Below are 20,592 nucleotides of genomic sequence, written 5' to 3'. Positions count from 1 at the left end.
GGTTAGCGGCCCAGCGCATCCTTCAGAAAACTGGGGGCGATGTAACGCTGATAATGAGCTTCGGACAGCAGAAAGAATTCCCGATCAATGGCATCACGCAGCTCGGGCAAGCTCCAGTCGCGAAACTCCGGCAACAGCACCATGCCATAGGCTTGCAGCTGATTGATGACCCGCGCCCCGCGGGCAATCAGCTGATAAGCCCAACAATATTCAGACTGATGCGGCGCAAAGCGGATTTGGCGCGCCAGCATCTGAGCCCGCAGCGCGTGCGCGTCAAACACCTCGACCTTGCCCGCCATCACCTGCACCAACAATTGCTCAAGCCTTAGCCAGACAGCCTGTTTTTCAGCGTCGTTGTAACCGTTCCAGTGAATCACTTCATGATGGAAACGCTTGCAACCACGGCACACCAGGTCGCCGTAAACCGTTGAGCACAGGCCGATACAAGGGGTCTTGATGGTTTGATTGGGCATAGCGAAATAGAGCACTGCAGAGCGAAACAGGCGCCCATGTTAGCCCTTTGTCTAACGCAGATCACCCCTCAACCTTCAGGGGCTAACTTACCTTTGGCGCGTTTTTGCCGTAGAATCGGCCTGCCTTTTAAGGCGCCAATGTCCGTTAGAAGCTGTTTTCAAAGCGTCACGAGCACAGTTGATCCTGAAGAACGGTGTGGGTGATGGGTACTTGCCATGCAACTCCCCGCACCCACCAGCACCACCCCCACCGTTCCTAGGGCGTAAAACTTTGAAAACAGCTTCTGTTGGGAATCTCTGCAACTCTGGCTAAGCGGCCCAAAAAGCCCCGCAGCGCATGAGTGCCTGGCATTCCTGGATGAGCGTCCCGGACACCCATTTGGGACCAATGATGAGGGTAATAACTGTGCTTGAAGCCTACCGCAAACATATCGAAGAGCGCGCAGCACTGGGTATCGTTCCCCAGCCGCTTAACGCCGAACAAACCGCAGGCCTGGTTGAGCTGCTGAAAAACCCGCCAGTTGGCGAAGAAGAATTCCTCGTAGACCTGATCACCAACCGCATTCCACCGGGTGTGGACGAAGCCGCCTACGTAAAAGCCGGCTTCTTGGCCGCGATCGCCAAGGGCGAAGCGTCCTCCCCACTAATCAGCAAAAAACGCGCTGTTGAACTGCTTGGCACCATGCAAGGCGGCTACAACATCGTGACGCTGGTTGACCTGCTGGACGACGCTGAGCTGGCACCGGTTGCCGCTGCGCAACTCAAGCACACCCTGCTGATGTTTGACGCCTTCCACGACGTCGCTGAAAAAGCCAAAAATGGCAATGCCCACGCTAAAGCAGTGGTGCAATCCTGGGCTGACGGCGAGTGGTTCAAGAACCGTCCAACCCTGGCTGACAAAATCAGCCTGCGCGTGTTCAAGGTCACTGGCGAGACGAACACCGACGACCTGTCGCCTGCTCCGGACGCCTGGTCGCGCCCTGACATCCCGCTGCACGCCCTGGCCATGTTGAAAATGGCTCGTGAAGGTATCGTGCCGGACGTTCAAGGCTCCATCGGCCCGATGAAGCAAATCGAAGAAATGCGCAACGACGGCTTCCCGATTGCCTACGTCGGTGACGTAGTCGGTACCGGTTCGTCGCGTAAATCGGCTACCAACTCGGTGTTGTGGTTCTTCGGTGACGACGTTCCTTATGTACCGAACAAGCGTGCTGGCGGCTTCTGCTTCGGCAGCAAAATCGCTCCAATCTTCTACAACACCATGGAAGATGCGGGCGCACTGCCCATCGAATTCGATGTGTCGAACATCAACATGGGCGACGTGATCGACCTGTACCCGCACGCTGGCAAAGTCTGCAAGCACGGTACCGATGAAGTCATCACTACCTTCGAAATGAAGACCCCGGTGCTGTTGGACGAAGTACGCGCTGGCGGCCGGATCCCGCTGATCATCGGCCGCGGCCTGACCGAAAAGGCACGCGCCGAATTGGGTCTGGGTCCTACCGACCTGTTCAAAAAGCCGGAAGCACCTATTGAAAGCACCAAGGGCTTCACCCTGGCGCAAAAAATGGTTGGCAAGGCCTGCGGCGTGACCGGCGTTCGCCCGGGCACTTACTGCGAACCGAAAATGACCACCGTGGGTTCTCAGGACACCACCGGCCCCATGACCCGTGACGAACTGAAAGACCTGGCGTGCCTGGGCTTCTCCGCAGATCTGGTGATGCAGTCGTTCTGCCACACTGCGGCGTATCCAAAGCCGATCGACGTGACCACCCACCACACCCTGCCTGACTTCATCATGACCCGCGGCGGCGTTTCTCTGCGTCCGGGCGACGGCATCATCCACAGCTGGTTGAACCGTATGCTGCTGCCGGACACCGTCGGCACCGGTGGCGACTCCCACACACGCTTCCCGATGGGCATTTCGTTCCCGGCAGGTTCGGGTCTGGTTGCATTCGCCGCTGCCACTGGCGTTATGCCACTGGACATGCCGGAATCGATCCTGGTGCGTTTCAAAGGCGAAATGCAGCCTGGCATCACCCTGCGCGACTTGGTTCACGCCATTCCTTACGTGGCCATCCAGAAAGGCCTGCTGACCGTCGAGAAGAAAGGCAAGATCAACGAATTCTCGGGTCGCATCCTGGAAATCGAAGGTCTGGACAACCTGAGCATCGAGCAAGCGTTCGAACTGTCCGACGCCTCGGCAGAACGTTCGGCGGCTGGCTGCACCATCAAGCTGTCCAAAGAGTCGATCACTGAATACCTGAACTCCAACATCACCCTGCTGCGCTGGATGATCGGTGAAGGTTACGGCGACGCACGTACCCTTGAACGTCGCGCTCAAGCGATGGAAGCCTGGGTAGCCGACCCGCAACTGATGGAAGCCGATGCGGACGCCGAATACGCTGAAATCATCGAAATCGATCTGGCCGACATCAATGAGCCTGTGCTCTGCGCGCCAAACGACCCGGATGACGCCCGTCTGCTGTCCAGCGTTGCTGGCGAGAAGATCGACGAAGTGTTCATCGGTTCGTGCATGACCAACATCGGCCACTTCCGCGCGGCGGGCAAGTTGCTGGACAAGGTCAAAGGTCAGCTGCCAACCCGTCTGTGGCTGTCGCCGCCGACCAAAATGGACGCTCATCAACTGACCGAAGAAGGCTACTACGGCATCTACGGCAAAGCTGGCGCACGCATGGAAATGCCGGGCTGCTCGCTGTGCATGGGTAACCAGGCACGTGTAGAGCCGAACTCGACCGTTGTATCGACCTCGACCCGTAACTTCCCCAACCGTCTGGGTGACGGTGCGAACGTTTACCTGGCTTCGGCCGAGTTGGCGTCGGTGGCTTCGATCCTGGGTCGTCTGCCTACCGTTGAGGAATACATGGCCTACGCAGCAGAGATCAACACCATGGCGGCGGACGTGTACCGCTACCTGAGCTTTGATCAGATCGCCGAATTCCGTGAAGCGGCAGCCAATGCCAACATCCCGGTTATTCAAGCGTAAGTTGATGCTGTAACGAAAAAGCCCCGACTCGTGAGAGCTGGGGCTTTTTCTTGCCTGCTAGAAAGCGCCGAGCTACAACAGCGGCGCAACCACTTGCTGCTTGCGCGGCCAGGCGTCCAGCACCGCCTTGAACAACGTTGCCAGAGGGATGGCAAAAAATACGCCCCAGAAGCCCCACAGGCCGCCAAACAAAAGCACCGCGCAAATGATGGCCACCGGGTGCAGGCTCACCGCCTCGGAGAACAACAGCGGCACCAACACATTACCGTCCAGCGTCTGGATGATCCCGTATACGGCCATCAAGTAGATGAACTGGTCACTCCAGCCCCACTGAAACAGGGCAATCAGGCACACCGGCACAGTCACTACCACGGCTCCCACATAGGGGACCACCACCGAAACGCCCACCAGCAGCGCCAGCAACGCCGCGTAATTGAGGTCCATGACCACAAACGCAATGTAGGTCACGCCACCGCAGATAAAGATCTCGATCACCTTGCCGCGAATGTAATTGGCAATCTGGCGGTTCATATCGTGCGCCACACGGGTGATCAACGCCCGTTCACGCGGTAAATAGCCGCGCACCCAGCGACCGATCATGTCCCGGTCCTTGAGAAAGAAGAACACCAGAATCGGCACCAACACCAGGTAGATCATCATATTGACCAGCAATGGCAGACTGGACAGCGAAAAGGTCAATGCCAATTGCCCGAACTTGCCGATTTCGCCGCGAGCCACTTCAATGGCTTGCAGCACCTGTTCATCCGACACCAAATGCGGATACCGCTCCGGCAACAGCAGCAACAATGACTGCCACTTCGCGAGCATGCCCGGCAACTCATTGAACAAGGTGATCAGTTGATGCCACAGCAGAGGCACCACCACCACGATAAACACCAGCAGCAGCCCCATGAATAATGCGAACACCAAGCCGACCGCCGCAGCACCCGGTACGTGCATACGCTCCAGAGCCACCACCAGGCCCTGCATCAGATACGCCAACACCATGCCAGCCAGCACGGGGGCCAGCATGCCGCCCAAGGTCAGTACGGCCGTAAAGGCCAGTACCAACAACACTGCCAGCACCACGGCTTCCTCATCGGAGAAATAGCGCTGAACCCAATCACGCAACACTTTGAACATCAATATTCCTTGAAAGAAGGCAACACCAAGGCTCAGGCCTTGCGCAACCAGTAACGATAGACGCCTGCCGCATCCTCTTCGCGCAACATGGCATGCCCCGCCAAGCGCGCGAACGTACGGAAATCACGTTGCGATCCCGCATCGGTGGCAATGACTTTGAGCACCGCGCCACTGGCCAGACGGTTGAGTTCCAACTTGGCCTTGAGCAGCGGTAACGGGCAATTCATACCGCTGGTGTCGAGTTCCACATCATGCTGCGGCACTTCAGTCATTTATTGCTCCTCAGGCGACCATTGCGGGTATTTTTAGCCGGCTAGAATACCCCAAGCCGAGCCACCTCTGGTCGCCAGCCAAGTGTGCAGCTACAGTAAGCGCTTTACTGACTAGAGCTTAGTGCATGACTTTTCTGCGCCCGACCCTGTTGACGCTCGCTTGCCTGCTCGCATCACCGAGTTTCGCCGACGATTTGCCGTCGCTGGGTGATGCCAGCTCGTCCATCGTATCGCCGCAGCAGGAGTATCAACTGGGTCGCGCCTGGTTGAGCATGCTTCGTGGTCAGGTCTCGCAGCTTAACGATCCACAACTCAAAGACTACGTTGAAACCAGTGTTTACAAGTTGGTGGAGACAAGCCAGGTCCAGGATCGGCGCCTGGAATTCATTCTGATCAACAGCCCGCAGCTCAACGCCTTTGCCGCGCCTGGTGGGATTATCGGGGTCAACGGCGGACTGTTTCTCAACGCGCAGACCGAAGGCGAATACGCCTCGGTACTGGCCCACGAATTGGCCCACTTGTCGCAACGTCACTTCGCACGCGGTGTAGAAGCCCAGCAACGCATGCAAATGCCGATGATGGCCGCCTTACTCGCCGGGATTATCGTTGCCGCTGCGGGCGCAGGTGACGCAGGGATCGCCGCCATTGCCGGCACCCAGGCAGCTGCCATGCAAGAGCAGCGACGCTTTTCGCGGCAGAACGAACAAGAAGCGGACCGTATCGGCATTCTTAATCTGGAGAAAGCAGGCTACGACCCACGCTCCATGCCGACCATGTTTGAACGCCTGATGCGCCAATACCGTTTTGACGGACGTCCACCTGAGTTTTTGCTGACTCACCCGGTGACAGAATCGCGCATCGCCGACACCCGCAACCGCGCCGAGCAAGCCAAACTCGGCGGCACCGAAGACAGTCTGCGCTATCAACTGATCCGCGCCCGCGTCCAGCTCAACTACGAAGAAACCCCCGGCCTGGCCGCCAAGCGTTTTCGCGTCTTGCTCGATGAAAACCCGAAAAACGATGTCGCCCGCTATGGGTTGGCGATCGCCCAAATCAAAGGCAGCCAATTTAACGAAGCACGTGAAAATCTAAAAATACTGCTGGAAAAGTCGCCCAACGACATCACGTATAACCTGGCGCAAATTGAACTCGACACGGCCAGCAACCGGTTGGCAGAAGCCCAACAGCGTGTAGACCGGATGCGCACGCTGTACCCGGGTAACTATCCGCTCAATCAGGCGCGCGTCGACCTGCTACTCAAGCAAAACCGCCCGGGCGAGGCTGACAAAGCACTCGAAGCACTGCTCAAAAGTCGCCCCGACGACCCGGACGTGTGGTACTCGGTAGCTGAAACCCGAGGGCTGTCGGGCAACATCATCGGCTTGCACCAGGCGCGCGCTGAATACTTCGCATTGGTGGGGGATTATCGGCAAGCACTGCAACAGCTGGAGTTCGCCAAAAAACTCACCAACAACTTCCAGCTGTCATCGCGCATTGATGCCCGTCAACGCGATTTGCTCGACCAAGAAAGAGCCATCAAGGAAATGATGAACTGACAACGCCTGCCCTTCCCCACTGAGGGTGAGGGCAAGCTGTCATCGGGCCTGTCAGGCATTACCCGCCAGCTTCAAACGCGCCGCCTGGGTGAAGTCCAGCATACGTTTGAGCGGGCGGACGGCGTGGGGCACCAGCGCCGGATCAACAAAGATCTCGTTGGTGCCCTTTTGCAGGCACTCCAACGTACGCTCTAGCGTATTCATGGCCATCCACGGGCAATGCGCGCAACTGCGACACGCAGCGCCGTTGCCGGCCGTAGGGGCTTCGATGAAGACCTTGTCGGGGCACAACTGCTGCATTTTGTAAAAAATGCCGCGATCGGTGGCCACGATAAACGTCTTGTTGGGCAGGTTCTGCGCCGCTGCGATCAATTGGCTGGTCGAGCCAACAGCGTCTGCCAGGTCGATTACCGACTCAGGCGACTCCGGGTGAACCAGAATGGCCGCATCCGGGTACAGCGCTTTCATGTCTTCAAGCTGCTTGGACTTGAACTCTTCATGGACAATGCACGCACCGTCCCACAGCAACATATCGGCACCCGTCTGACGCTGGATGTAGCGCCCCAAGTGTTTGTCCGGCCCCCAGATAATCGTCTCGCCGTTATCCATCAGGCTTTCGACAATTTCCAGCGCACAGCTTGAGGTGACGACCCAATCCGCGCGCGCCTTAACGGCGGCCGACGTGTTGGCATACACCACCACCGTGCGCTCAGGGTGCTTGTCGCAAAACGCTGAAAAAGCCTCCACCGGGCAGCCTAAGTCCAGCGAGCAGGTCGCCTCGAGCGTGGGCATTAGCACGCGCTTTTCAGGGGTGAGAATTTTTGCGGTCTCACCCATAAAGCGCACACCGGCGACCAGCACGGTTTTAGCTGGATGTGCAGCGCCGAATCGAGCCATTTCAAGGGAGTCGGAAACACAGCCACCCGTCTCTTCTGCCAGCGCCTGAATCACAGGGTCGCAATAGAAATGGGCAACCAGCACCGCATCTTGAGCCTTGAGTTCGGCAGCAATTGCTGCACGCAACGTCGCTTCTTCTGCCTGGGTCAAGGCTTTGGGTTGCTTGGCGTCAAGGTGAGCTTGAATCAGAAAACGTTCAGAGATGTGCGTCATGTTCGCAAGACCTGCAAGCGCTTATGCGCGAAAGTCGAGTGTACCACCGGCTCCGGACCGTCAAGTCCCGCCGGGAGAATGTGTGTTATCAGGCACGGGCAAGCTATTCAGCGCGCCAAGGCTACAGAATATGCTTGAGATTCAAAAGTTTAATGTTTCAGGCAAGACGCCAGATAGCGATTTCATGGATTACCAACCCCGCAGCCTGTCAGTGACGGACTGCGGGCATCCCCTCTTTTATTTCAGCGCTTCAAGCACCAGATCAGCAACCGGCCCACCTGACGCCGGGTTTTGACCCGTAATCAACCGCCCGTCAGCGATTGCATAAGCCGCCCACGGTTCGCTGGCTTTCTCGTACAGTGCACCGCGCTTCACCAACTCAGTCTCGGTCAGGTACGGCACGAACTCGGCCAACCCCGCCAACTGCTCTTCCTCATTGGAAAAACCAGTCACCTTTTTACCCTTGATTAGCAGCTCGCCATCGGACAGCAGGATGTGAAGCAGCCCTACCGCCCCATGACACACCGAAGACACGACGCCACCCGCCTCATAAATCTCACGACTGATGGTTTGCAGGGCTACGTTGTCCGGGAAATCCCAAATCACCCCGTGACCACCCGCGTAATAAATAGCCGCGTAGTCCTCAGGCTTGATGTCTTCGGGCTTGAGCGTCGCCCCCAACCGATTCATGAACGCTTTGTCGTGATACCACTGCCAGTCGATATCGGCTGCCATGTCCTTGGCCAAACTGTGCGGGTCAATAGGGGTGTAACCGCCCTGCGGGCTGACGTAATCCACCGTGTAGCCCGCAGCCTCAACCTTGTGTACGAAATGCACTGCCTCGCCCAACCACAATCCCGTTGCGCGCGGCAGATTCGGGTATTTCTCGACACTGGTCAGTACCACCAAAATCTTCTTGCTCATCGTAAACCTCCTGTTGATGTCGGATGTGTTCCAAGCCCTAGCCGAACGCTATTGCTTTGGCTACACACAGTCACAAATGGTTCAGCCCGGGATTGGGCTGTGAGCATAGACCACGTGACCCCAGGGTCGTGTCCGGCTTAAGCCCCTGTAGTTTCTCCACTCTGAACCCGGCAGATGGGCCGTGCAGTAGATGTACACGAACCTGTTATCCAGAGCGATTAAGTACCCGCTGAGCGTTTACGAAATCAGCGCGCCTGATACGGGTCACATCCGCTTCCCATAACGGATTTAACGGCACGTGATATCCGCTGTTTTTCGCTTGCTGAATAAGCTCAGCCATCTGCTGACGGTCCTCAATCACACACATTTCGTCAAACCCCCCAAGCTTGACGGGCAAGAAGAACGTGGCCGGATAGTTGGCTGCGGCCTCACTCGCCGGACTACCAGAGTCTGCGTTGTGATGAACCACGCGCTCCCCCGTACCCACCAAAGCCGCGTTGATCACAGGAATCATCTTAGCGATACGGTGCGTGGCATTACCGATCTCAGAACATTCCTTGCGATAAAAATTGCTGGCACTTGCATAGGCCTGACGCAGTTCGGGCGCCAGATTTTTAGGGCGTGAATCGGTTGTGCGATCGATGTATCCATCAATGCGAGCCCTGAACAGATCGTGCGCTATATCCTGGACCGGCAGGTTATCTTGCGTCCCAAGATCGCTGATATGAGGCCCGACCAGATGCAAGTCATAGTCAGCCGTCAGCGCCTTGCCCCCGGCTGTTTTTGCCAGTACTTCCAGCGGCTTTCCTTGCTGGCTGATCTGGTATAAACCCTGCGCAGCGTCCACTGCCGGTGCGGCTTCGAACAGGTAACGCTCACCACTGGGCGCTTTTGCGCTAAACCTGATGCAACCCTCGGCATTCGCAACCCGCATGTCGGTAATCAGATCACCGGCCAACAACGTGTGCAGGCGCTCTCTGGAAACCACCAGTGGAATGGCAACGGCGTGACCGTTTTCTATGCATTCGCGCGTCTGCCCGTTGAATTTTCCAATACGCGCAGGGTCCGACACCCGACACCCTTCCAGCTTGCTGAACGCTTGGTCGACACAGATCATCCCGGCCTGAGGCCCCCAATTGGCGCTCTTGCCTTTGATGTGGAAATCTTTGGTGGGGTGCCCCTCCTCGATCAGCCCTGTCGCCACGGCTTCAACCGGGCGAATGCCAATAATGCAGTTGTGCTCTTTCGCAACGCTCTGCAAGGGCACCAAGTGACTGGCCACAATGCCAGTACGATGTTGAACTTTTTCCAGGAGCAGCAACATCCGCGCGGCATCAGATTCAGGTCTGGCGGTGCAGACTTTTTGCTCTTTTAACCTGCTCAGCGATTGAAGGCTAGAGCCACAGGGCCGAATAGCACTTAGCGAGGAAATACTCATTCCTGACTCCGGATAATGAACGTTTACACACGTTAGTACCCTCCATGCGCACAACAGCTCACGCCGATCTCCCCCCAATTGAATCAGCCCGTATCAAACGTGACACACGCGCCCCCCCTCCATGCCGCGATCACGCCAAATCGCGGGCACAAAAAAGCCGGTTAATCCTGAGGATTAGACCGGCTGTTTTGGTGTTGCATATGGTGGGTCGTGTGGGATTCGAACCTACGACCAATTGGTTAAAAGCCAACTGCTCTACCAACTGAGCTAACGACCCGCTTCGTTGTGGGACGTATAATACTGATTTTTAACGAGAATTCAACACCCGATTAAAAATAAATACCAAATAAATCAAAAATAGCGGGTTGGGTCTTTAATTCCGGCTGCTGCAAAGCCTTCTGCACGCAAGCGGCAGCTGTCACATTTACCGCATGCACGCCCCTGACCATCCGCCTGGTAGCAAGAAACTGTCAGCGAGTAATCGACGCCCAGCTTTACTCCGGCCTGGACGATTTGTGCCTTACTCATATTTTGCAGAGGCGCTTGAATCTTGAAGCCCTGCCCCTCCACACCGGCTTTAGTCGCCAGGTTGGCCATCACTTCGAATGCTTCAACAAACTCAGGTCGGCAATCCGGGTAGCCCGAATAATCCACCGCATTGACGCCGATGAAGATGTCGCGTGCGCTCAGCACTTCTGCCCAGCCCAGCGCCAATGACAGGAATACCGTGTTTCGCGCCGGCACATAAGTCACCGGAATGCCTTCGCTTGGCGCCTCAGGCACATCGATAGAGCTGTCCGTCAATGCTGAACCGCCAATGCCGTCCAGGCTCAGGCCGATGACCTTGTGCTCAATGGCTCCCAAGTCGCGCGCAACCCGAGCAGCAGCGTCCAGTTCAGCACGATGGCGCTGCCCGTAATCAAAGCTCATGGTGTAGCAGCTATACCCTTCGGCACGCGCCATCGCTACGACGGTCGCAGAATCAAGACCGCCCGACAGCAGGATTACCGCTCTTTTTTCAGTGGCTAACGATTGTTCAGTCATTTCAGCGCCCCGGCTCATCATTCCATAGATATTTGTGCAACTGCATCTGCAAGCGCACAGGCAAGTTATCCGCCACGATCCAGTCAGCCAGATCGCGCGCAGGCAAATCGTGGTGGCTCGGAGAGAACAACACCTCACCGGCACGCCGCTCCAAACCGTACTCAATCAACTTGGAGACCGCCCAGTCGTAGTCGTCGCGCGAACAGATCACAAATTTGACCTGATCATGACGCGTCAACAGGGCGATATTGTCGTAGAGATTGCGATGGGACTCTTTAGAGTCCGGGGTTTTCAAGTCGAGGACGCGGCTGACACGCGGATCGACAGCTGATATGTCCAGCGCACCACTGGTCTCAATAGAGACCTCGTAGCCAGCATCACAAAGCTGCTTGAGAAGTGGAATCGCGTTGGGTTGAGCCAACGGCTCACCACCGGTCACGCAAACGTAACGCGCACGAAAACCAGCGACTTGCTCAAGGATGCTGTCGAGGGAGCGCACAGTGCCACCACTGAAGGCATAAGCGCTGTCGCAGTAGCCGCATCGCAAAGGGCAGCCCGTGAGACGTACAAAAACGGTGGGCAAGCCAGCCGTTCGCGTTTCACCCTGTAACGAGTAAAAAACTTCGGTAATTCTTAATGTGTCTTGCATATCCGCCACGGGCGTAACAGCTAAACAGGCTGTCCGCCTCCGTCAGGCACTCCAAAGAATCTGCCTGCGCAGGACTCAGAAGAGCGTATTTCATAAAAGGGCGTGGATTCTAACGAAAAAACCCGCGACAGGCGCGGGTTTCTCGATGAAAGCTTTGTGGACTCACATACGCTGCAAATCGCGTTGAGCCAACTGCGCAGCGGATGTGCCCGGATACTGGGCCACCACTTGCTGCAAAATGCCTTTGACTTTGTCGGTATGCCCCAAGCGGCGCTCTACATCAGCCAGCTTGTACAACGAGTCCGGCACTTTGCCATGCTTTGGATACAGCTGACTGACTTTGGCAAACGCCTGACCGGCAGCTTGCAAATCGCCCTTGGCCAAGTTCACTTCACCCAACCAGTACTGAGCATTGCCCGCGTATTGGCTGTTTGGGTATTTGCGCAGAAAAGCTGTAAATGCCTGACTGGCTTTATCGAAGTCCTTGGCCTTGATCAAATCGAAAGCCGCATCGTAATAGAGCTTTTCTTTCGCCGGATCAGCAGGCTCAGTACTTGCAGCCACCTGAGGTGCAGGCGCTGCGGTATTGCCGGCGGCATTGGTTGCGCCACCAGCAGAAGAATTATCAGGCGTGGCAGCAGGAGCAATGCCAGCACCAATACGCCGATCAAGTTCCTGGTATCGCTCCAGGCTTTCTTGCTTCATGCGCGATACATCATTTTGCAGAACCTCAATCACACCTTGCTGGCGTGCTATCTGTTCCTGCATTTGTTGCAACTGGTTGAACAGCTCGCCCTGTGCCGAGACAGGGGCCGAAACCCCTCCCCCGGCATAGGCGCCGCTCGCACCGTAACCCGTTGACGGATAACTCCCCCCGCTATTGTTATAGCCAGAGTTGTCATCGACCACAGGAACCGCAGCCCAGGCCGCAAGCGGCATGAGGCTGAGAGTCAGAATAGTTACAGCGCGGCGGCACGTTCGCATGACGAATTACTTACGCAGTTCGACGCGACGGTTTTGAGCCCACGACTGTTCGTCGTTGCCAGTAGCGATTGGACGCTCTTTACCGTAGGACACCAGCTCCAGCTGTGCTGGGGAAACACCTTGCAGTACCAGGTAGCGTTGAACGGCTTTCGCACGACGCTCGCCCAGAGCCATGTTGTACTCACGAGTACCACGGGCGTCAGTGTTACCTTCCAGAACAACGCGAGCGCCGTTAGCTTTCAGGTCTTTTGCGTGAACGTCCAGAGCGCGCATTGCTTCTGGTTTCAGGTCCGAACTGTCGTATTCGAAGTAGAAAACAGTGATCGCGCGCAGAGCAGCTTCTTCACTCAGGGAGCCATCAACAGCGCCTGTGTTTGCGCCGTAACCAGCGTTTGGATCAACAGCAGCGCCTTCACCGGCATTGTCGCCGCCTTTGGACGAACAACCTACAGCTACAGCCATGGCCAGTGCCAGCGCAGCAAATTTACCAAACTTCAGCATTTCCATCGTAAAACTCCTAATGAACCCCAAGTGTTAAGTGCAACGTAAAGCTATCACCACGTCAGTTCAGGTAAGGGGACCAGGAAGGTTCTCTGACTTCGCCTTGAGCGGTAGGAAGAGGGAGCCTTACGCGTCCGTTAATGGACACGAGCATCAAGACTCCCCGGCCCTGCTGGCGGGTGGCGTAGATTACCATGGTGCCGTTGGGTGCAACAGTAGCTGACTCATCAAGGTTGGTATCTGTAAGGATTTTTACACTTCCGCGCTGCAAATCTTGCGCTGCAACTCGGAAATTAGTGAATCCGTCCTGACGATGAATCATTACCAGGGTCTTTTCATCAGCCGAAAGCTTCGGACTGGCGTTGTAGTTCCCGATAAATGTCACACGCTCTGCATTACCGCTACCGACTGTGGTTTTGTAGATTTGCGGTTTACCGCCACGGTCAGAGGTGAAGTAGATGGTAGACCCATCCTTACCCCAGAACGGTTCGGTATCGATAGCAGGGCTGTTAGTCACACGCGTCAGTTGGCGGGAAGCCAGGTCCATCACGTAGATTTCAGCGTTGCCATCTTTGGACAACACAAACGCCAGCTTCGAACCGTCCGGCGACCATGCTGGCGCACCATTCAAGCCTTCAAAGTTGGTAATTTGCTCACGACGACCGGTATCAATGTTCTGCATAAAGATACGCGGGCGTTTCTGTTCGAACGATACATAAGCAATACGCTTGCCGTCCGGCGCAAAACGTGGCGACAGGATAGGTTCACGCGATTGCAACAACGTCACAGCGCGAGCGCCGTCGTAGTCGGAGCGCTGCAAGGTGTAACGGGTATTGGTGGCACTGGCACGCTCAGCGGTCACATAAAGCAGACGCGTCGAGAATGCACCTTTAATACCGGTCAGTTTTTCAAACGACTGATCGGAGATGTAGTGCGCCATGTCACGCAACTGTTCGGCGGTGCCCGAAACGCTGCCCGTCAACACTGGCTGCTCGGTAGCCACGTTGAACAAGGCATATTGCACCTGCAGGCGCCCGCCCGCCGGGACAATGTTACCGACCATCACGTACTGGGCACCCAGCGCTTTCCAGTCACGGAAAATGACTTCGCTGGCCTGGGCGGGCAAGCTGATCATGTTCTGCTTTGGAATCGGCGCGTAATAACCCGAGTTGCGCAGGTCGTTGCCGATAATTTCAGCCATGTCATCCGGCAGAACAGCGCCGCCCTGCCAACCAAACGGAACCACCGCAATCGGGGTTGCCCGGTCGCTACCACTGGTGACCAGAATGTTCTTCTCTTCAGCCATCGCCATCCCTGCAAAGCAGCAGACGACGACTAGCAGTCCTCGAAAAAAGTTAATCACAAGGCTAGATCCTCAGGTGTGAATGTCATCTTGAATGATCGATAAGGATTAAATTCGCTGGGCTTCAAACCCTGCATCTCCGTTAAACGGCCAATGTTCTTGACCGCCGCCACAGCAGAGCTGTCGAAAGGCCCGTCACCACTGGACTTGGCAACCGTCACTGACGTGACCGTGCCATCTGGCAACATGCCGATTTGCAGCACCACTGTCATGTTCTTGCGAGCCGATGGTGGGCGCGCCCAACCCTCTGCTGCCCGGGCACGAATCAGGTCATCAAAACTACCGGCGACCTCATCGCCCTGCTCCTCTGCCAAGGCTTGTTGACGTTGCGGCGTGTCGGAAAGCAAATCTGCCAAGGCTTGCGCCTTTTTCTCTTCGGTCGATTTACGCGCGGCTTCTACTGCCTTTTTCTTGGCAGCATCGGCTGACGCCTTTTTCTTCGCATCTTCGGCGGCTTTCTTTTTCGCCTCGTCTGCTACGGCCTTTTTCTTGGCATCTTCAGCCGCTTTCTTCTTCGCATCTTCGACAATCTTTTTCTTGGCGTCTTCGGCGGCCTTTTTCTTCGCCTCTTCTTCAGCGGCTTTTTTGGCCTCTTCCTCAGATTTCTTCTTGGCTATATCAGCCAGTTTTTTCTCTTCAGCCTTTTTAGCGTCGGTGGCCTTTTTAGCATCGTCAGCTTTTTTGGCTTCATCTGCCTTTTTAGCTTCATCGGCCTTTTTGGCTTCACTCGCCTTGGCTTCGTCCGCCTTCTTGGCCTCAGCTGCTTTTTCGGCAGCCTCTTCTTTCTTTTGTTCCGCCGCTTTTACCGCTTCTTGCTCAACCTTTTTTTGCTCCATCTGCTCAGCCTCGGTCTGACGCGCGGCAGATTTCTTCGCCTCACCCGCAATCTTTTGATTGGTCTGGGTGGTCGCCTGACTCTTGGACTTCAGTTGATACAAGGTCGCTTGAACAATGGGCTTGGATGGTGGCAACTCCGGCGTCATGGCAAAACTGGCGAAGAGCATGCCAAAAATCAGGACGTGCAGTGCCACCGCCCACACTGTAGGCCAAAAAAAGTTCTCAGAGGCGGACGGCTCCCGCTGTTCGCGCATCAGGGAGCCTCGGTTATCAAGCCAACGTTACCGACCCCGGCTTTCTGCAAGCCGCCCATGGCACCCATCACCGCGCCATAGTCCACGGTCTTGTCACCCCGAATGAAGACTTGAGTATGCTTTCCGCCTTCGTTGCCGGCACGGATGATTTTAGTCACCGCATCCGTCATCTGCGGCAAGGTCATGGCCTTGTCCATTTGCTTTTCGGTATCAACTTCGCTGCCAAGGTTCCAGAAATAGGTCTTGTCAGCCTTGATCGAAATAGTCAAAACCTGAGTGTTGTTGTCTTGCGGCAAGGCCTCGCTGGAGACCTTGGGCAAATCCACTTTCACACCCTGGTTAAGCATGGGCGCAGTCACCATGAAAATGACCAGCAGTACCAGCATCACGTCGATGTATGGCACAACGTTCATCTCGGCGACCGGCTTGCGCTTTTTGCGAGCTCGAGCGATTAAAGCCATTGGGAATTACCTGCTTATTCTTCGCTGGTGTGCACTTTACGGTGCAGGATCGCCTGGAATTCATCGGCGAAGGTGTAGTAGCGACCGATCAGGGTTTCGCTACGCGCAGCAAAACGGTTGTAGGCAATAACTGCCGGAATGGCCGCGAACAAACCAATGGCCGTTGCAATCAACGCTTCGGCAATGCCGGGCGCTACGGTGGCCAGCGTCGCTTGCTGAGCCGTGGCCAGGCCACGGAAAGAGTTCATGATGCCCCAAACCGTACCAAACAGACCGATGTACGGGCTTACCGAACCGACAGTGGCCAGAAACGGCAAGCTTTGTTCCAGCTTCTCTTCTTCACGGGAGATCGCCACGCGCATAGCACGCGCAACACCTTCCATGACCGCTTCGGGGTCAACGCCCGGCTGTTGGCGCAGGCGAGAAAACTCTTTGAAACCGGCACGAAAGATCTGCTCAACGCCGGAGTCCGGGTCAGGGTTGCTGCCGGCCTGACGGTACAGTTTTGACAAGTCGATACCCGACCAGAAGCGCTCTTCAAAGCTTTCCAGAGCACGCCGACCTGCGCGCAGCATCGTGCTGCGCTGAAAAATCATGACCCAAGAGGTCACCGATGCGGCCAGCAGGGTCAACATTACCAACTGCACAACAATGCTGGCATTGCTGACCAAGCTCCACATGGAGGAATGGTCGACGACGTTAGCTTCCACGCTTTATCTCCTGCTCTAAATGTTTACCCGCGCCGCTCACGTCGGCAAAGGCCGTACGTAAAGCTTCGGGAATGGCCCGGGGTTTAAAACTATCGGCGCGCACGCAGGCGACCAAAAACTGCCCTTCACAAAGCAGCATTGAGTCCGCAGCCCGCCAGACCTGCTGCTTGAAACGCAGGCTGGCACGGTTGAGTTCCATTACGTGCGCACTTACCAACAATTCGTCGTCCAGTCGCGCCGGTGCGTAGTAACGCGCCTCGCTGGAATGCACGACGAACAACAGGTTCTCACCCGCCAGCGCAGATTGGGCAAAGCCCAGTTCCCGCAGCCTTTCGGTTCGAGCCCGCTCCATAAACTTAAGGTAATTGACGTAATACACGACGCCACCCGCATCGGTGTCTTCGTAATAAACGCGACAGCGATGTGCGAACGGCTCCAGCCTGTTTTGCGCGCGCATACTCTAGTGCTTACTCCTCAGGTTGCCAATCCGCCAAACCACTGTTTTTCACTCTTCTTAGACTTTAAGACCCAAGATTTTCAGCGCCAGCCTTTGAGACATCAAAAACGACAAAAAAATCGACCCGTGATGGCTAATTAATCGTCCACTGCATTCAAAATTACGTCCTCGGTCGGCATCTCACCCAAGCGCGATGGAATGTTCAGACCGAAGTGCAAATACGCATGCCGGGTCACGACGCGACCGCGCGGCGTACGCATGATGTAGCCCTGCTGAATCAGATACGGTTCAAGCACATCTTCAATGGTATGGCGCTCCTCGCTGATCGCCGCCGCCAAGCTGTCGATGCCCACCGGTCCACCATCGAATTTCTCGATCATGGTCAGCAATAAACGTCGGTCCTGATGATCGAAGCCATGCTCATCCACATCCAGCAGGTTTAACGCCAGGTCAGCCACAGGCTTGGTGATATGCCCTTTGGCCCGCACTTCAGCAAAGTCGCGAACACGACGCAACAAACGGTTGGCGATTCGCGGTGTACCGCGAGCACGCCGGGCAATTTCATATGCACCCTCAGGATCAAGCGGCAAACCGAAAATACCGGCAGAGCGACTGACAATCGTCGCCAAGTCATCAGTACTGTAAAACTCCAGACGCTGCACAATGCCGAAGCGGTCACGCAGAGGATTGGTCAGCATGCCAGCGCGAGTCGTCGCCCCAACCAGCGTAAACGGCGGCAAATCCAGCTTGATCGAACGCGCAGCGGGCCCTTCGCCAATCATGATATCGAGCTGGAAGTCCTCCATTGCCGGGTACAGCACTTCTTCGACGATGGGTGAAAGTCGATGGATTTCATCAATAAACAGTACGTCATGCGGCTCAAGGTTGGTCAGCAAAGCCGCCAAATCGCCCGGACGCTCCAGCACAGGGCCGGAGGTACTTTTGATCGAGACACCCATTTCCTGAGCAATGATGTTAGCCAGCGTGGTTTTACCCAACCCGGGCGGGCCGAAAATCAAGGTGTGATCCAGTGACTCAGAACGCCCGCGCGCGGCCTGAATAAACAGTTCCATTTGCTCACGCACCGTGGGCTGACCAATGTAGTCAGCCAGGCTCAATGGACGAATCGCCCGGTCCTGGACCTCTTCGCGGTCGCGCCCGCTGGAGGCGGTTATCAAACGGTCAGCTTCAATCACTTAAATCATTCCCTTAAGGGCACGGCGAATCATGTCTTCACTGCTCAAGGTCTTGTCCTTGATCGCTGACACGGCCTTGCTCGCTTCCTGAGGCTTGTACCCCAAAGAAATCAAAGCACTGACTGCGTCGCTTTCAGCGCTGGCAACTTGCACGGGTGCATCCGGCTGATTAGGCACCAGAGCAAACATGCTCGGTACTTGCTCCCACGCCTTGAATCGATCTTTGAGTTCGACCAACAAGCGCTCAGCTGTTTTTTTGCCGACGCCCGGCACCTTGGTCAGCGCTGAGGTGTCCTGCGCCTGAACGCAACGCACCAGCTCATCGACTTCCAGGCTGGACATCAAGGCCAAGGCCAGCTTGGGGCCTACGCCATTGAGCCGGATCAGCTCGCGAAAGAAGTCACGCTCTCGCTTACCAATGAAACCATAGAGCAACTGTGCATCTTCGCGAACCACTAAATGCGTGTGCAGGGTCAGCGGTTCACCAATGGATGGCAAGCGGTACAGCGTGGTCATTGGCACTTCCAACTCATAACCCAGGCCGTTGACATCCAGAATCAGATGGGGCGGCTGTTTTTCAGCCAGAGTGCCACGCAAGCGTCCAATCACGTTTTAGATCCTTTTCTCTGGCCAGAACAACGCCTGGCTCACAAGACAGCAGCGAGGGGTAACTGCGGGAGCGATCACCCGCACGCTTAATAAAGTAAAAGCCATCATTTCAAAGGCGCAGACGACCACCACGACTACGTGCCGCACCCAAGCCGTGGGGCAACAGGCTTGAGCGGGTATGGGCATGGCACAACGCAATCGCCAGCGCATCCGAAGCGTCAATCTGCGGCTTGGAGGTGAGCTTGAGCAAATGCATGACCATCATCATGACCTGCTCTTTGTTTGCCCCACCCGTGCCCGCGACCGCCTGTTTGATTTGCGTGGCGGTGTACTCGGCAATTTCCAGGCTTTCTTCACCACCTGCAACAATGGCCGCCCCCCGTGCCTGCCCCAGCTTTAGCGCGGAATCAGCGTTGCGCCCCATGAACACCTTCTCGATGCCCATGGTAACCGGCCCGTACGTCTGAATGACCTCGCGCACACCGCGATATACGATCTGCAACCGCTCATGCATTTCGCCGTTACCCGTACGAATACACCCCGAAGCCACGTACACGCAGCCACGCCCCGTGTCTCGCACCACGCCATAGCCAGTGATTCGCGAGCCAGGATCAATACCAAGAATAAGAGTCATAACGCCTACAGCTTTTGAAGTGATGCCCTCGGGCATTAACCCGGACAGCTTAAAGGCAGAAGCCGGAGGTGCACAGCCTGCGATCATCGCGGCGTTGCACCTCCGGCTTCCAAGGTCGCAGCAGGTATCAGGCTAGCTGTTCCAGCACCGCTTCGGGTATTTCGGCATTGGAATAGACGTTTTGCACGTCATCCAGGTCTTCAAGCATATCGATCAGCTTGAGCACTTTTTCAGCCCCCTCCAGATCAAGCTCGGCACTGGTGGTGGGCAGCATGACTATTTCAGCATCGACCGGTTTGAACCCTGCCGCTTCCAAAGCATTGCGCACGGCATAAAAGCTGGAAAACGAGGTAAAGACATCGATGGAACCGTCTTCATTGGTTACGACATCATCGGCATCTGCCTCCATCGCCGCTTCGATCAACGCATCTTCGTCAATACCGGCAGCGTAGGAAATCTGACCTTTACGCTCGAACAGGTAGGCCACCGAGCCATCGGTCCCCAGATTGCCACCGCACTTGCTGAACGCATGACGCACAGCTGCGGCCGTGCGGTTACGGTTGTCCGTCATGCATTCGACCATGACCGCCACACCGCCCGGGCCGTAGCCTTCGTAAGTCAGCTCGACCATGTCGTCGGTTTCAGCTGCGCCTGTACCGCGCGACACTGCCCGATCAATGATGTCGCGGCTCATGTTGGCGCCCAGCGCCTTGTCCAGCGCCAGGCGCAGACGAGGGTTGGTGCCCGGATCGCCACCACCCTGACGGGCAGCAACCGTCAGCTCACGAATCCACTTGGTGAAGATCTTGCCTTTTTTGGCATCCTGACGCTCTTTGCGGTGCTTGATGTTCGCCCACTTAGAATGACCTGCCATAACCTACTCCGAATCCTTGTGTGAAACCTTGCCCGGCCCTGCCCGTGAACACAGCCCGGCAATAAAAATGCTCGACCCCAACGACGAAGGCGCATC

The 20,592-nt window shown here is 56.2% G+C and carries 21 protein-coding genes and 1 tRNA gene; 2 read left to right on the top strand and 20 right to left on the bottom strand.

Features of this window, described 5'->3' with window-relative positions:
• Positions 1–2: 2 nt before the first annotated feature.
• Positions 3–473, bottom strand: a complete 471-nt coding sequence (locus tag TU86_RS07115; protein WP_048363583.1) for a DUF1289 domain-containing protein — start codon at positions 471–473, stop codon at positions 3–5.
• Between the two features lie 406 nt (positions 474–879).
• Here TU86_RS07115 and acnB point away from each other — a divergent pair, with 406 nt between their 5' ends.
• On the top strand, positions 880–3,480 hold the full coding sequence (gene acnB, locus TU86_RS07110; protein WP_048363582.1) for a bifunctional aconitate hydratase 2/2-methylisocitrate dehydratase: 2,601 nt from the start codon (positions 880–882) through the stop codon (positions 3,478–3,480).
• A 72-nt stretch (positions 3,481–3,552) separates the two neighbouring features.
• On the opposite strand, the gene TU86_RS07105 is transcribed toward acnB, so the two are convergent.
• Together TU86_RS07105 and TU86_RS07100 are read right to left on the bottom strand one after the other, a co-directional pair.
• A complete protein-coding gene (locus TU86_RS07105; RefSeq protein WP_048363581.1) occupies positions 3,553–4,623 on the bottom strand; it encodes an AI-2E family transporter in 1,071 nt (356 codons plus the stop codon).
• A 32-nt stretch (positions 4,624–4,655) separates the two neighbouring features.
• Complete coding sequence (locus TU86_RS07100; protein ID WP_048363580.1) at positions 4,656–4,895, bottom strand: sulfurtransferase TusA family protein; 240 nt, start codon at positions 4,893–4,895, stop codon at positions 4,656–4,658.
• A 125-nt stretch (positions 4,896–5,020) separates the two neighbouring features.
• On the opposite strand from TU86_RS07100, the gene TU86_RS07095 reads away from it, so the two are divergent.
• A complete protein-coding gene (locus TU86_RS07095; RefSeq protein WP_048363579.1) occupies positions 5,021–6,451 on the top strand; it encodes a M48 family metalloprotease in 1,431 nt (476 codons plus the stop codon).
• Positions 6,452–6,502: 51 nt separating this feature from the next.
• Here TU86_RS07095 and nadA read toward each other — a convergent pair whose 3' ends face one another.
• From nadA to TU86_RS07010, 17 genes are all read right to left on the bottom strand, one after another.
• Positions 6,503–7,561 carry a quinolinate synthase NadA gene (gene nadA, locus TU86_RS07090; RefSeq protein WP_048363578.1) on the bottom strand — a complete coding sequence of 353 codons (1,059 nt, stop codon included), beginning with the start codon at positions 7,559–7,561 and terminating at the stop codon, positions 6,503–6,505.
• Positions 7,562–7,798: 237 nt separating this feature from the next.
• Positions 7,799–8,485 (bottom strand): type 1 glutamine amidotransferase domain-containing protein, encoded by a 687-nt coding sequence (locus tag TU86_RS07085; protein WP_048363577.1) that lies wholly within the window; start codon positions 8,483–8,485, stop codon positions 7,799–7,801.
• A 205-nt stretch (positions 8,486–8,690) separates the two neighbouring features.
• A complete protein-coding gene (locus TU86_RS07080) occupies positions 8,691–9,809 on the bottom strand; it encodes an anthrax toxin-like adenylyl cyclase domain-containing protein (RefSeq protein ID WP_048363576.1) in 1,119 nt (372 codons plus the stop codon).
• A gap of 315 nt (positions 9,810–10,124) precedes the next feature.
• Positions 10,125–10,200, bottom strand: a tRNA-Lys gene (locus tag TU86_RS07075).
• Between the two features lie 74 nt (positions 10,201–10,274).
• Positions 10,275–10,967, bottom strand: a complete 693-nt coding sequence (gene queC / locus TU86_RS07070; protein ID WP_048363701.1) for a 7-cyano-7-deazaguanine synthase QueC — start codon at positions 10,965–10,967, stop codon at positions 10,275–10,277.
• A gap of 1 nt (position 10,968) precedes the next feature.
• Entirely contained in the window at positions 10,969–11,616 is a 648-nt protein-coding gene (queE, locus tag TU86_RS07065) for a 7-carboxy-7-deazaguanine synthase QueE (protein ID WP_048363575.1), read from the bottom strand.
• Positions 11,617–11,778: 162 nt separating this feature from the next.
• Complete coding sequence (gene ybgF / locus TU86_RS07060) at positions 11,779–12,600, bottom strand: tol-pal system protein YbgF (protein ID WP_048363574.1); 822 nt, start codon at positions 12,598–12,600, stop codon at positions 11,779–11,781.
• Positions 12,601–12,606: 6 nt separating this feature from the next.
• Entirely contained in the window at positions 12,607–13,107 is a 501-nt protein-coding gene (pal, locus tag TU86_RS07055; protein WP_003441254.1) for a peptidoglycan-associated lipoprotein Pal, read from the bottom strand.
• A gap of 55 nt (positions 13,108–13,162) precedes the next feature.
• Positions 13,163–14,413, bottom strand: a complete 1,251-nt coding sequence (tolB, locus tag TU86_RS07050) for a Tol-Pal system beta propeller repeat protein TolB (protein WP_238938449.1) — start codon at positions 14,411–14,413, stop codon at positions 13,163–13,165.
• A 47-nt stretch (positions 14,414–14,460) separates the two neighbouring features.
• The gene (tolA, locus tag TU86_RS07045; RefSeq protein WP_048363572.1) at positions 14,461–15,555 is read right to left on the bottom strand and encodes a cell envelope integrity protein TolA; all 1,095 of its coding nucleotides are present in this window, start codon (positions 15,553–15,555) and stop codon (positions 14,461–14,463) included.
• On the bottom strand, positions 15,555–16,007 hold the full coding sequence (tolR, locus tag TU86_RS07040) for a protein TolR (RefSeq protein WP_162207799.1): 453 nt from the start codon (positions 16,005–16,007) through the stop codon (positions 15,555–15,557). Before tolR ends, tolA begins: the two co-directional genes overlap by 1 nt.
• A 23-nt stretch (positions 16,008–16,030) precedes the next feature.
• Complete coding sequence (gene tolQ / locus TU86_RS07035) at positions 16,031–16,726, bottom strand: protein TolQ (RefSeq protein ID WP_048363571.1); 696 nt, start codon at positions 16,724–16,726, stop codon at positions 16,031–16,033.
• Complete coding sequence (ybgC, locus tag TU86_RS07030) at positions 16,716–17,183, bottom strand: tol-pal system-associated acyl-CoA thioesterase (protein ID WP_048363570.1); 468 nt, start codon at positions 17,181–17,183, stop codon at positions 16,716–16,718. Before ybgC ends, tolQ begins: the two co-directional genes overlap by 11 nt.
• A 137-nt stretch (positions 17,184–17,320) precedes the next feature.
• Positions 17,321–18,379 carry a Holliday junction branch migration DNA helicase RuvB gene (gene ruvB, locus TU86_RS07025; RefSeq protein ID WP_048363569.1) on the bottom strand — a complete coding sequence of 353 codons (1,059 nt, stop codon included), beginning with the start codon at positions 18,377–18,379 and terminating at the stop codon, positions 17,321–17,323.
• Positions 18,380–18,988 carry a Holliday junction branch migration protein RuvA gene (ruvA, locus tag TU86_RS07020; RefSeq protein ID WP_019823258.1) on the bottom strand — a complete coding sequence of 203 codons (609 nt, stop codon included), beginning with the start codon at positions 18,986–18,988 and terminating at the stop codon, positions 18,380–18,382.
• A gap of 109 nt (positions 18,989–19,097) precedes the next feature.
• On the bottom strand, positions 19,098–19,622 hold the full coding sequence (gene ruvC / locus TU86_RS07015) for a crossover junction endodeoxyribonuclease RuvC (RefSeq protein ID WP_048363568.1): 525 nt from the start codon (positions 19,620–19,622) through the stop codon (positions 19,098–19,100).
• A 127-nt stretch (positions 19,623–19,749) separates the two neighbouring features.
• Entirely contained in the window at positions 19,750–20,496 is a 747-nt protein-coding gene (locus TU86_RS07010) for a YebC/PmpR family DNA-binding transcriptional regulator (protein ID WP_048363567.1), read from the bottom strand.
• Between the last annotated feature and the right edge of the window lie 96 nt (positions 20,497–20,592).

The sequence above is a fragment of the Pseudomonas weihenstephanensis genome (assembly GCF_001043055.1).
Taxonomy (GTDB): domain Bacteria; phylum Pseudomonadota; class Gammaproteobacteria; order Pseudomonadales; family Pseudomonadaceae; genus Aquipseudomonas; species Aquipseudomonas weihenstephanensis.
The sequence above is the reverse complement of the archived record's forward strand: the minus strand, read 5'-3'. Positions and strand labels throughout refer to the sequence as shown.